General features: G+C 44.1%; 13 protein-coding genes, 2 pseudogenes and 1 riboswitch. Of the genes and pseudogenes, 2 read left to right on the forward strand and 13 right to left on the reverse strand.

Annotated features, from left to right (window positions below; genetic code table 11):
• The 6 genes and pseudogenes from AB3112_RS04350 to AB3112_RS04375 form a co-directional block, all read right to left on the reverse strand.
• Positions 1 to 538: pseudogene (locus tag AB3112_RS04350) on the reverse strand (serine--tRNA ligase); the annotation flags it as partial.
• A gap of 277 nt (positions 539 to 815) precedes the next feature.
• A complete protein-coding gene (locus tag AB3112_RS04355; RefSeq protein ID WP_367334016.1) occupies positions 816 to 1,454 on the reverse strand; it encodes a deoxynucleoside kinase in 639 nt (212 codons plus the stop codon).
• Between the two features lie 107 nt (positions 1,455 to 1,561).
• Positions 1,562 to 2,602 (reverse strand): tagatose 1,6-diphosphate aldolase, encoded by a 1,041-nt coding sequence (locus AB3112_RS04360; RefSeq protein ID WP_084974712.1) that lies wholly within the window; start codon positions 2,600 to 2,602, stop codon positions 1,562 to 1,564.
• A gap of 138 nt (positions 2,603 to 2,740) precedes the next feature.
• The gene (locus AB3112_RS04365) at positions 2,741 to 4,225 is read right to left on the reverse strand and encodes an amino acid permease (RefSeq protein WP_084974710.1); all 1,485 of its coding nucleotides are present in this window, start codon (positions 4,223 to 4,225) and stop codon (positions 2,741 to 2,743) included.
• Between the two features lie 94 nt (positions 4,226 to 4,319).
• A riboswitch (Lysine riboswitch) is annotated at positions 4,320 to 4,494 on the reverse strand.
• Between the two features lie 84 nt (positions 4,495 to 4,578).
• Entirely contained in the window at positions 4,579 to 5,088 is a 510-nt protein-coding gene (locus AB3112_RS04370; RefSeq protein WP_367334017.1) for a GNAT family N-acetyltransferase, read from the reverse strand.
• A 141-nt stretch (positions 5,089 to 5,229) separates the two neighbouring features.
• Positions 5,230 to 5,922 carry a phosphatase PAP2 family protein gene (locus tag AB3112_RS04375; RefSeq protein ID WP_239822874.1) on the reverse strand — a complete coding sequence of 231 codons (693 nt, stop codon included), beginning with the start codon at positions 5,920 to 5,922 and terminating at the stop codon, positions 5,230 to 5,232.
• 153 nt (positions 5,923 to 6,075) lie between these two features.
• Here AB3112_RS04375 and AB3112_RS04380 point away from each other — a divergent pair, with 153 nt between their 5' ends.
• Together AB3112_RS04380 and AB3112_RS04385 are read left to right on the forward strand one after the other, a co-directional pair.
• A complete protein-coding gene (locus tag AB3112_RS04380) occupies positions 6,076 to 6,912 on the forward strand; it encodes a sulfite exporter TauE/SafE family protein (RefSeq protein WP_084974706.1) in 837 nt (278 codons plus the stop codon).
• 1 nt (position 6,913) lies between these two features.
• Positions 6,914 to 7,297, forward strand: coding sequence for a DUF1634 domain-containing protein (locus AB3112_RS04385; protein WP_084974704.1), 384 nt, complete (start codon positions 6,914 to 6,916; stop codon positions 7,295 to 7,297).
• A gap of 59 nt (positions 7,298 to 7,356) precedes the next feature.
• On the opposite strand, the gene AB3112_RS04390 is transcribed toward AB3112_RS04385, so the two are convergent.
• The 7 genes and pseudogenes from AB3112_RS04390 to AB3112_RS04420 all read right to left on the reverse strand — a co-directional run.
• Entirely contained in the window at positions 7,357 to 7,812 is a 456-nt protein-coding gene (locus tag AB3112_RS04390; RefSeq protein ID WP_075141209.1) for a threonine/serine exporter family protein, read from the reverse strand.
• 9 nt (positions 7,813 to 7,821) lie between these two features.
• Positions 7,822 to 8,592 (reverse strand): threonine/serine exporter family protein, encoded by a 771-nt coding sequence (locus AB3112_RS04395; protein ID WP_057910994.1) that lies wholly within the window; start codon positions 8,590 to 8,592, stop codon positions 7,822 to 7,824.
• A 4-nt stretch (positions 8,593 to 8,596) separates the two neighbouring features.
• The gene (locus tag AB3112_RS04400; protein WP_084974702.1) at positions 8,597 to 9,244 is read right to left on the reverse strand and encodes a metal-dependent transcriptional regulator; all 648 of its coding nucleotides are present in this window, start codon (positions 9,242 to 9,244) and stop codon (positions 8,597 to 8,599) included.
• Positions 9,245 to 9,266: 22 nt separating this feature from the next.
• Entirely contained in the window at positions 9,267 to 10,178 is a 912-nt protein-coding gene (locus AB3112_RS04405) for a cation diffusion facilitator family transporter (protein WP_084974700.1), read from the reverse strand.
• Positions 10,179 to 10,321: 143 nt separating this feature from the next.
• The gene (locus AB3112_RS04410; RefSeq protein WP_084974698.1) at positions 10,322 to 10,939 is read right to left on the reverse strand and encodes an FMN-dependent NADH-azoreductase; all 618 of its coding nucleotides are present in this window, start codon (positions 10,937 to 10,939) and stop codon (positions 10,322 to 10,324) included.
• Between the two features lie 374 nt (positions 10,940 to 11,313).
• Entirely contained in the window at positions 11,314 to 11,535 is a 222-nt protein-coding gene (locus AB3112_RS04415) for a MerR family transcriptional regulator (protein WP_084974696.1), read from the reverse strand.
• A 77-nt stretch (positions 11,536 to 11,612) separates the two neighbouring features.
• Positions 11,613 to 11,799 (reverse strand): annotated as a pseudogene (locus AB3112_RS04420) (hypothetical protein); the annotation flags it as partial.

The following is an 11,799-nucleotide window of genomic DNA, read 5'->3' on the forward strand; positions in this document are numbered from 1 at the left end:
AATTGTAAACCGCTCGTTCCAGTAATGCGCCATCGCCGATGTAGTAAACAAATCGGCTTCCGGATACCTTGGCAGCTCGTTCAAAATCGAGAATCCCCAGATCTTCACCGATTTCCCAGTGGTGCTTAGGATTGAAACCAAATGACGGAATCTGGCCAACCTTTCGAAGCTCAACTGATCCTTCTTCAGTCAGCGAAACCGGAACCCCATCGTGTGGAATATTTGGTAAGTGAGCGGCTAAATTATTTTCATCGTCTTCAATTTTTCGAAGTTGGTCATCAAGGGCTTTAATCTTTTGGCCAACCTGCTTCATTTGATTAATCGCTTCAGATGCGTCTTCCTTATTACGCTTTTTTTGAGAAATTTGATCCGAAACATCATTTCGCTGTGCCTTCAGTGACTCTGATTCAACAATTAAGTCCCGGCGCTTGGCATCAAAGCTCAGTAACTCATCAATTGTTTCCGGTTTGACGCCACGGGTCGCCAACTTTTCTTTGGTAAAATCCGGATCTTTACGAATCTTCTTAATATCTAACATTTCAATTCCTCCTTAGAATATACAAAAGGACCCCTCGTCACTGGGACGAAGGATCCTTTTCGCGGTACCACCCAAGTTCTCGACTGTCGTCAAGCTCTCAAAGTATGATAACGGCATACACCGTGCAGCATTACCTGCCCGCTTTCTTGTGCTGGAATATTCGATGACAGTTCCCACCAACCACTGTCTCTCTGAAATCTACTTAATAGGCACAAAACGTTTTATCTGAATTCGATTATAACCAATCAAGCCATAAATCACAAGGTCACGTCAAAAACTAAATCGCCAACTGCTCAACTTTGGCATCGATCATGTCGATGACCTTGTGCTTATCCGCATCATTTTCGACAAAGTCGTACTGATCGCCGTCAATTTTAATCTTAGGCGATTTGTCGTAATCTTGATACCACTGCTGGTAGGGGGTGTTAAAATCTTTATAGTATTTGTAGAGATCCGGGTCATTATCAATTTGTTCAAACGACCGACCGCGCTTTTCAATCCGCTTCAACATCGTTTCAAACGAAATATTGATGTGGATTAATAAGTCGGGATTCTTGCTGTGGTCCATGTGCGGCATTTCCTGCATCATATTTTGAAGCAGTGAGTCGTAGATGCTGACTTCCGTTTCGGTTGCCCGACCCAAATCGGCATTCAAATGGAAGAGCAATGAATCCTCAAAAATTGAACGATCCAAAACACTCTCACTATTTTGCCAAGCTTTTTTGATATCAGCCATCCGCCGGTTCAAAAAGTCAATCTGTAATAAGAAAGCGTACTTTTTAGGATCCTTATAAAACAGCGGCAGAATTTGATTGTGTTCAACAGATTCGTAATATGCGGGTGTTCCGAGATGCTCTGACAACATTCGAGTCAAAGACGTCTTTCCGGCACCAATTGTTCCAGCTAATACAAGCATGTTAATTCCCCTAACGTTTCAGCGTGCAGTGAATACTTCGCACAATATTTTTATCAACGCTACATATTGTACTAGTTAGGCGGAGGTGGTGCAACATATTGTGTAAATTATTGTAAATTCGATATGTCAACGACTTCAATGTTATCCAAACCGCCGTATGCCTCGTACCAAGGAGTGGCGTTCTCAGACAAAATTTGTGTCAATTCAGTCACGTTTCGGGTCCCCTTGCGTTTGAGCCAATCTGTTAACCCGTCCTTACCGTCACGAATATAAATGTCGACACCTTCGAGCCAAGTTGCCCGGCCACTCAAGACACCGTTAAATTTGGCGCCAGCTTCTCCAGCCAGCTTAAGCTCACGCTGGAAAACAGGGGTTGGGACACCGGCACTCAAGAAAATAAATGGCCGGGTTGCTTCATCGCTTAATTGCTTGAGGTAGGCTTTGGCTTGGACTTCTGTATAAGCAAACTCGTCACCGTCACCCCATCCCTCAACAAAAGTTGGGTTGAATGGAATTTCCATTTTCAAAACATCAATGTGGTATTTATCCTGCGTAAATTCCTTCATCGATTTCAAAACCAGCTCAGGCTTAATCTTGGCAAACTCCAGCGACTTGCTGTCATAACGGTCATCATAGGTCACAATTTCAAAGAAAGTTGGCGTTTCGGCTGCCACACCCTCGGTCCCATAACGTTGTGCAAAGGCTTTTTTAACGTCATTAACCTCATCAGGGTCATTGGGATTGTAGTAAACCAACACTTTAAGGGCATCGGCGCCCTTTTCGACCATAATCTGGGCGGACTGGTCCGGAATTAAACTGGGTAATCTGCCGGGAGTGTCGGCATCGTAGCCGGTCTTTTCATATGACATGATCAGACCGGTATCTTTGGCCTTTGCCTGAATTCCTTTAAACCCCATTTGATCGTCCAACAGAACCGCTGAACTCAATGGGCTTAAGATCTCTGAAACAATTTCCTTAAAATCGTAAACCATCGTCATACTGAAAAGCTTACCGTATTTTTCGGATGCCGTTTTCATCGACTTAACAAGCGATCCACGTTGATCTAACGCCAAAGCGTCGATCATATGCTGATCATTGGAAACTTTATTCATTCGTTCAAATTTACCTTTGGAAATTAATTTTTTCATATTTAGTCCACCTCATATTTTAAATATACCAATTGGTAAGAGTGTACCAAATATCAAGGCGAAATATCAAGCAAAATACCGACAAAATAATAAAAAATTGGCCTATCTAGTTTGATAGACCAATTTGGTATTGATATATTACTTATCGTTAAGTTCGGAAAGGTTTTGATCTTTATGCGATGGGGAAACATCTACCTCATCTAAAGGAATGATTTTCGTGTGGTGCTTAATTTTGTACCAAAAGTATAAAACCAGAACCAGTGGCACACTCATGTAGGTCACCAAAATCTGCTTCCAATCAAAGTTCATGAAAGCTTGCGGATTTTGGCCGACGATCACCAAGATACACAGGATCAAGCATAAAACCGGGCCAAATGGGAACAGCTTGGCATGGTACTTAAGCTCACTGATACTGTGGCCCTGTTTGACAAATGCCCGTCTAAAGCGGAAATGTGAAATTGCAATTCCAAACCAGGCGATAAAGCCAGTCAGACCAGAGGCCGCCACCAACCACATGTAAATTTTAGGACCGGCAATACTGGAAATAAACGTCAACAGTGAAACAAATGTCGTCACCAGTAGTGAATAATACGGAATCCCGTTTGCAGCGGTTTCACCCAGCTTTTTAGGCGCATATCCACTGTTGGATAAGGAATACATCATTCGAGTCGACGCGTACATTCCCGAGTTGGCCGATGAAATAACCGATGTCAAAATAACTGCGTTCATCACACTGGCCGCTGCAGCCAGACCTGCCCGCTGGAAGACCAACGTAAACGGACTAATCGCAATATCCGTCGCACTGGAGCCCAACAGTGAGTGGCTGGTATAAGGAATAATGGCTGCAATCACAAAGATCGTTAGAATATAGAACAAGATAATTCGCCAAAAGACTTCGTTAATCGCCTTTGGGACACTGTGCTCGGGATCTTGGGATTCACCAGCGGTAATTCCCACCAGCTCCGTTCCTTGAAATGAGAACCCGGCAACCACGAACACACTTAGAATCGCCGGAAACCCGCCAACAAACGGCGCTTGTTTGATTGAGAAATTCCGCATCCCAACAAAATGTCCGCCCATAATCCCAAAGATGGTTAACGCCCCCACGATCAGGAAAATAATGATTGTGATGACTTTAATCGCCGACATCCAGAACTCCGTTTCACCAAACGTGCTGACCGACATGGCATTAATTAGGAAAATAACCACTAATGCAATCGCGCTCCAGATCCACGCCGGAACGTTTGGCAGCCAGAATTTCATCACCAATGCGGCGGTACTAATGTCCACCGCAACGGTAATTGCCCAGTTAAACCAATAGTTCCAACCCATGGCAAATCCCAGGGCAGGATCAACATACTTGGATGAGTATGCCGCAAATGACCCTGAAATTGGCATATTCGTGGCCATTTCGCCTAAGCTGGTCATCAGGAAGTACACCATGAGGCCCATCAGAATATAGGCTGTCAGAGCGCCTCCTGGCCCCGCCTGGCTAATCGCTGATCCACTGGCAACAAATAATCCGGTTCCGATACAACCTCCAAGGGCAATCATTGAAACATGGCGAGCCTTCAATCCTCTCTTAACCTGCCCGTTTGATTCTTCGCTCTCGTTTTCGTTCATTTCTTCGTCTCCCATTACTTATAGTTAAATCCATTCACTAAATCTACAAAAAAATCCCTTTCAAAATATTGAAAGAGACCATTACGTTTCTCAACATCTTGATAGCTCCCCGCGGTATCTGCCACGACAGTCCCTAACCTCTTAAGTTAGGGCCCAACAACCAACCGGAAGGCGATTGATTGTTTCGGCACTCATCCCTTTTTACTTCAGTCATAACTTCCTTCAAGTTCCTGAAATATACTTATAATGAATGCGCCTCTACTCGAATATATCGATTAATTTAGTTTTAAACTTTCAGACAATAAAAATTGTAACTCAATTGACCCAAATTGACAAACCGCAGCCCCTTTTGACTAGTCAAAAGACAAGTGGTAAATCAACTTCGGCTTACCCACAATCGGGTCCACTATTTTGGCGACGCGGCTGAAGCCAACCCTTTCCAGAAGGGCAATCGAACCCACGTTATCGACAAACGCCTCTGCACTAATCGACCTGATTTTACCGTCAGCTTGAAGTGCGATCATTAACTGAGTAAGTGCCTCAGTCATAATGCCTTTCCGCCAAAAATCCGGGTGAAGAAAATAACTGACTTCCAAGTTTTTCGAATCGGGAAGACCGCTTCGGCTCACCTTATCAAACAATAAAATGGACCCAATCAGTCGACCGTCCATTCGAACGCCAAAAGTCCCAGGATGCTTCAGCTGGCGTTTGGCAACCTCAGACAGCATTGCCTGGTTGCTCAACAAATTAAATCCGGCTCCGTCAGCGACTTCTGGAATGGTAATCAATGTTTCATAAGCAGCCAAATCAGCTGGACTGACTGTGGTGATCATTGTCCGTTCGGTTGCAATCGGCATCTGCATCGTCCTTCCTCCTCAGTAAAAATGGGACGAAAGGCTTTTGGCCCCAGCGTGTACAAGAACGACTCAAATATCCAAACGCGGGATATCATCAACATTCTCCTAAACTCTGGAAGCTAACCGCTTTTTGCCCCACATTGACATTTATATCTTTGTATTGACCACGAACCGGTATCTTGCGACTTGTGGCGCGTAACTGGCGTACAGCATTTCTGAAATCAACAGCCATGAGTAGCCAACCAGACATGCCCCAACCGTATCGGTGGGATAATGGGCATTCAAGTAAATTCTCGAAAACATGACACAAATGAGCACGACAACCAGCAATGCTTTAACGATGAACCGAATGGACGCGTGTTGAATCAATGGGATCACAATAACCCACAAAATGCCGGCTACTAAGAAAAATCCAAGAACATGACCGCTTGGAAAACTATAGCCATTATCAACACCCAAGTGAAGCGGTGGCCGGTGACGTCGGACTAGTTGCTTAACAATTGCACCGATCACATCACCGCCGCCAATTGTAAATAAAGCCCACAGTGCCGGCACTTTGTATTTGAACCCCCACAAGAAAAACGCTGCGATAAACACCCAGAAGATATCCATCTTGGGGCTCGCTAAAAACGTGACCATTCCGTAGAAGTGTTCCAGGCCTTGTGTCGGCGCTGATCCCTGAACGGCAGTGGTAAAAATTGAATCTAAAAATTGCAAATAATCAAAGTTAAATCCCACAGAGACTGCCAGCAGTACCGTAAAACATACTGCGACAATCAGCTTGACCAGCCGGTTTGGATCCCGCTGCATCAGCATGTAGTCTTCGTTTCCATACATCATTTTAACAATCCTCTCGTATGTATTAATCAAATTCGAGTATATCACAAATCAGAAATTCGATTTTATTTCTGAAAATTCTTTGTCATCTTTTAATTATTTACAGAAAGTGTATAATCTTTTGAGTTGTTAGATATTCGAAGGGGAGGAAAAGACTTGATAAATTACGCATTAATCATGATTGCCATCGGGGTGTTTGCTGGATTTGCCGGTGCAATCCTAGGACTTGGTGGTGGCATCATTCTCACACCAATATTGACGTTGTTAATGGGCGTTGACATCAAATATGCAATTGGGGCCAGTATTGTCGCCGTGATTGCCACCAGTTCCGGTGCCACGATTGCGTATCTGCGCGACAAGGTGCTGAACTTACGGGTTGCCATGTTTCTGGAAATTGCAACCACGTTGGGGGCCCTGAGCGGTGCCCTGCTGACCGGTGTCATCGATCCAAAATACCTATACATACTTTTTGGATTACTCCTGTTGTTCTCAGGTTATAACATGATCCGCAAGTTGATCAGCCACCAAGAGGTACTACACCGGGCTCATCCGGATAAGCTGTCGGCTAAATTTCGTCTGGACAGCACTTATTTCGACAATGTTGAAGGCAAACAGATCGATTATCAGGTGGAACACATTCCCGGCGGTCTTGCCGTGATGTACGGTGCCGGCATTGCCAGTGGCCTTCTGGGAATTGGGTCAGGGGCGTTCAAGGTGATCGCCATGGATACAGTCATGAAAATGCCGTTGAAGCCGTCAACTTCTACCAGTAACCTGATGATGGGGGTTACCGCTGCTGCCAGTGCGACGGTTTACTTCTTTAACGGCTCAATCAAACCAATGATTGCCGTTCCCCTGGCACTGGGCATTCTAGTGGGTGCACGTGGTGGTTCCCGAATTGTGCGTGATATGTCCGCGCGATCAATTCGAATGATTTTCGTGCCAATTTTATTTTATATCGGAATTGAAATGTTCATGAAGGGGCTGAGATAAGATGTCTAAAAATTCCAATGAGCAAGAAGTCAAAGAAGAAATGGCCGACGTTGAATTGGTGATTGGCAAAATTCTTCGCTTGGGCGTCATCGTCTCGGCAACGATCATGATTATCGGCTTGGTGCTGCTCATCGTCAAAGGAAACGGTGGTTATCCTCACAACGCCTTTCCAACTGATTTCACCAACATCTGGGCTGGTATTGCCCATTTAAAGCCATACGCAATCATGATGCTGGGGATCTTTTGCCTGATCTTAACGCCAGTCCTGCGAGTTGCCGTCTCGATTTACTCATTTTACCGTGAAGGCGATCATTTATACGTTGTCATCACGACAATTGTGTTGGTTATTTTAGGGATTAGTTTTGTTTTAGGAATGATGCGATAAAAACCTTTATACAACAAAAGCGCCTCAAGATTAAATCTTGGGACGCTTTTTTAGCAACCCTATCTGTTCCTCAACCGTGTTGCATATTTAATTTTAATTCGAATTTTGTTGATCAGCTCTGCCACAATGAATCCCAACGCAATTGAGCCGGCAATCCAGACCACTTCGGAAAGGTAGTTGAACGCTACTTGGTAATTTCCCATGGCAAAGTTCTTGATGGTGTTATAAGCCTGGCCGCCAGGAACCAATGGCACTAATCCCGGCACGTCAAATAAAATGCTGGGCATCTTCTTGAGATGGGCGATGATGACGGACACCAACCCAATCGTTAGGCCACCGAAAAAATTGGCGGCGCCTAATCCGCCCCACGTATTGATAATCGCGTAGTAGACCAGCCAACTCAACGTGGCGGTGATGCCAGCGACATTTAGTGCCCGGTGCGGCAAATTGACGATCAGGCCAAAGCCAATTCCAGAAAAATATACACAAATACATTTAATGATAAATAAATTCATTTGCATCCCTCAAAAGAAGTGTAGCGCAATTGCAACGCCAAATCCCAACGCACAAGCACTGATCAACGCTTCAATTCCTCTGGCCGGCCCACTGATCAAGTTGCCCGATAAGGCATCCCGGACGGCATTGGTCAGTGGAATTCCCGGAACCAGCGGCATAATTCCACCAATGATAATATCATCTGCGTGAACGCCCAGGCCCCACTTAATCGACAGCAACGCCAGGGCACCAACTACGACCGCCGCCAGGAACTCGCTCAAAAAGCGTATCTGAATGTAGATATTCAAAAAATAATAAACTGCCCAGCCGAACATGCCGACGATAAACGTAATCCAAAAATCAGGCAGGTTGTTTTGAAACACAACGACCAGCGTTCCGCTGACCAATCCGGCCCCCAGCGTTTGAAGCCATAACGGGAACGTGGCCACCAAGTCGTCGATGTGGACAAGGTCGTCACGGAATTCGTAGATATCAATTTTTTTGGCGGCATAGGCCCGTGATAATTCATTGACCTTAGCCACTTTTTCCATATCAAAAGCCCGTTTATCGATCGACCCGACTTCGGCACCGACTTCCTTAACGCCACCCGACATGATAATTCCGGTTAAAGTCGCGTAGACCTGCGCATCTTTCAACCCGGCATTTTTGGCAATCCGCATAATCGTGTCGTTTACCCGCGACATTTCAGAACCGGATTCAATCATGATTCTTCCTGCTAAAACGCAGGTGTTTAGTACCAAGTGGTCGTAATTCTCCTGCCTGGTAGCTGTATCTGCCATGCGATCACCTCACAAAAACGTAGTGGGCCGTTTTATAACCAATTACCAAGTTCTTCTTATCGGTCAAATTTTTGACCGTGACCGACCCTTCAAACGGATCGTGGGAGACAATCTTTAGTTTGTCGCCGATATCAAGCTTAATGTCTCCCAATAAGGTAAGGAGATCGTGATTGTCTATAAAGCGGTTGACGATGACCTCTTCACCGTCTTTGGCTTCCGTGAGAATTTTATCATGATCGGGATGATAATTGCCATTACGATCTGGAATCACACCACCATGTGGACAGCGTTTGGGATTGCCTAAAAAGTCATCCAAATGATCAATCATCTTGTCTGAGGTCACGTGTTCCAAGAGTTCGGCTTCATCGTGAACATCGGAAATATCATAGTGAAGCGTGTTAACTAAAAAACTCTCCCAAATTCTGTGCTTTCGAACTAATTCTTCTGCATAGCGCTTACCCTTAGCAGTTAGTTGAACACCGGAATAAGGTTCATGGGTCACCAGCTTCTCATCGACCATCTTATTAACCATTTCAGTCACCGAACCGGCCGCAATATTTAAGCTAATTGCAATTTGCTTATTGCTGATTAACTTATCGGCGCCGCCAAGTTCAAATATAATTTTTAAATAGTCCTCTTTCATTGGGGTCATTAAGCTCAAAATCTCCTATACTTTATGGAATGTCATTTCCGCGATCATAAATAATGTCTTCGTTTTCACCACGAGTGGTTTCCGCTTGAATGGTAATGTGACACATGTGGTACTTTTCTTTGAGAACCTTGCTGATTTCAGAATAAATCGGTTGGGCATCACTCAGTTTCATATCGTGCATATTAACGTGGGCCGAAAAAATTAAATTATTTTCATCGATCATCCAAGCATGAACGTGATGAACCGAGAATACGCCGTCGATTTGTAACAGGTCACGCTTGATTTGATCATAGTCCAAGTTGGGTGCGCCCTGCATCAAAATCCGGAATGTTTGGCGAATAATTGGAATTGATTCGTAGAAAATGTAAACCGCCACAAGGACAGTGACAATCGGATCAGCCAGTGTCCAATTATACAAATCAATTAAAATTCCACCGAAAATAATTGCAATTGATGATAAGGCATCACTCAGAATATGTAAATAAGTGGCCTTCATGTTCAAGCTGCTTTTAGAACCTGAATTGAGTAAGAACGCTGACAATAAATTGGCAGCCAAACCAATGACCGCAATCGTTAACATCAAATTTCCATTGATGGGTTGCGGGTCAGTAATTCGTTTAGCCGCTTCAACAATCAAAAAGACACAAATAAGGGCAAGTGCGATTGAGTTCAGGAATGCCGCAATAATTTCAGCGCGCTTGTAGCCAAAGGTATTCCGCGCATTTTGCTTTCGCCGACTGATACGGCTTGCAGCATAACTGAAAACAATCGAAACAGAATCGCCGGCATTATGAAACGCATCTGAAATTAATGAAAGACTCCCTGATAACGCCCCGCCGACAAATTCTGCAATCGTAATAACAACGTTTAGCACGGTCACCCAAAAGAACTTGGAGCCGGCCAATTCTTCGTGATCATGATTTTGTTCTGCCATCAATTAATCACTCCAATCTAGTATTATTATTGCATTAGTTGATGAAAATTTCCATAGCCCTAAACAAAATGTTTAGGTTGCCAGAAAAATAGAACAGAAAAAGCGTGTGAAAAACTCGCACGCTTCTGTTGAAATGATTCACGTTAAAATGTCTTTGCAGCTCTCCTGGCGTCGTCTTCGGCATTGCTGACGATTTCTTCAGCCTGTTCTGGTGCGTGGTCCATGCCTTCAATCGAAATTTTTTCGACTGACTCGACACCAATGAAATTCAACATGGTCTTCACGTACTGGGTGCCAAAATCCTGATTATTGTATTTGCCGCCAGCTGCTTGAATATGAATTGCCTTCTTGCCGCTCGTCAGTGCAATTGGCGCTGTTTCGGTGTACCTGAACGTTTTTCCGGCAACCACAATTGTATCAATCCAGGCCTTGAGCTTGGTCGGAATCATCAAATTCCACATCGGATTGGCAATGACCAGCTTATCGGCTGCCAGAAACTGCTCTGTCGAGGCGTTGAATTCTTCAACTTTTAGCTGTTGTGAAGAACTTAAGTCGCTAAACGGGGTTCCTTCGCCCAATTGATCCCAGGCAGAAAGAATGTCGGCATCTAGTTCCGGAAAATTCGATTTGTACAAGTCCAGGTATTCCAACGTATCGTGAGGATGATTCTTGACATACGCATCAAGAAACACTTTAAGTACCTTTAACGTCCGTGATTTTTCACTTTCTGGCCGTGCAATCACGACCAACACTTTTGCCATACTAACCCCTTCTTTGCTTGTTATCTGCTTCGTTATTCGGTCATTTCCCACAATATAGCATGATCTGCAGCTCTTGACAACGCTTTCACATCAATTGTCAAAAGAAAAAGACCAGCGCAATTGCACTGGCCCTTTCTAAGGGGAATCGGCGACTCTAATGGTTTTAATCAAATATCACTTCGTTCATACTCGAATACTGATCCGGTTTATAACCGAATACTCAAAGTGCTTTTATTCGCACGATGGAACTCTTTTGTCACATTACTTGTGCAATCTAACAGTATACAAACGATCATCTAATTAATGACTCAAGAGCGCCAATACCCCTTGTGATTAGAATATCATTCCATTCGGGGTTTAACAATAACTTTATCCTATATCTTGCAACGTTTAATCAGCTCTTTAACATCTTCGACCGACGAGCCGTTCTCAATAAAGCAATGAGCCATTTCAACCCAGTACATATCCGTTTCATCAAAGGCAATGTCATCAGCTGTCTGAGCTCTGCTTGGGACCAAACCGTTTTTGATATAATCGTCAATCACGGCTGGCGCAACATCAAATTTTGCAGCCATTTCATTCAATGTAAGTTTCATAACAGTAACTCCCAAATTCGTTTAATTTCAAACCAAATGTTAGTTTAACAGCCCTGCTATAAAACGCAAGGAAAACTTTACTCGACCATCCGCCAGTTGCCTTCATCGGCCTTCGAGATTTGATCTAAGAAGTGCAGAATTGACGCCGCTCGGTCTTTATCGTGCTTCACCAGCATATTAAGGGCTTCTCCAGTAATGATTGGATTGCTTAAAGAAAATTGTTCGCCTTTCTTTTCGCCGGTAGAAAAAGCCAACACTGTGTTG

The organism is Lentilactobacillus sp., assembly GCF_040773105.1.
Classification (GTDB): Bacteria; Bacillota; Bacilli; order Lactobacillales; family Lactobacillaceae; genus Lentilactobacillus; species Lentilactobacillus parabuchneri.